This is a genomic window from Cellulomonas sp. P4_A2 (assembly GCF_056402515.1).
This window is the reverse complement of sequence record NZ_JBFUHG010000182.1, coordinates 1-387: the sequence shown is the minus strand read 5'-3', so window position 1 is coordinate 387 and position 387 is coordinate 1. Positions and strand designations below refer to the sequence as shown.

Annotated in this window: 1 protein-coding gene; it reads right to left on the bottom strand. The window is 72.1% G+C overall.

The annotated features are described in order from the left end of the window. On the bottom strand, window positions 1–281 hold a 281-nt coding region (locus AC1DUE_RS20635), incomplete at its 3' end, for a hypothetical protein (protein WP_477041265.1). Window positions 282–387 lie beyond the last annotated feature (106 nt).

The window sequence follows — 387 nt, the reverse complement described above, 5'->3', positions numbered from 1 at the left end:
CCACCGTCCTGCTCACCACCCATTACATGGCCGAGGCAGACGAGTTGTGCGACCGGATCGCGGTGATCGCGGGCGGCACGATCCGGGCGCTCGGCACCCCGGACCGGCTCAAGTCCCGGGTGCAGGAGCGCGACATCCTGGAGATCGAGGCGTACGGGGCGGCCGACGAGCACCTGGACCGCATCCGGGAACTGCCGGGAGTGCGCGGGGTGGCGGCCGAGGACCGGGGCAGCCGGCAGGCCGTCATGGTGCAGACGGATGGGGCTGCTGCTCGCCGCCACGTTCGTTCTGCTGCGCAACGCCAACGCGCTCGCCAACCCGCTGGACGCGCCCGTGTGGTTGCTGTCCGGGCTGCTCGTGCCCGTCACCGTGCTCCCGGACTGGACG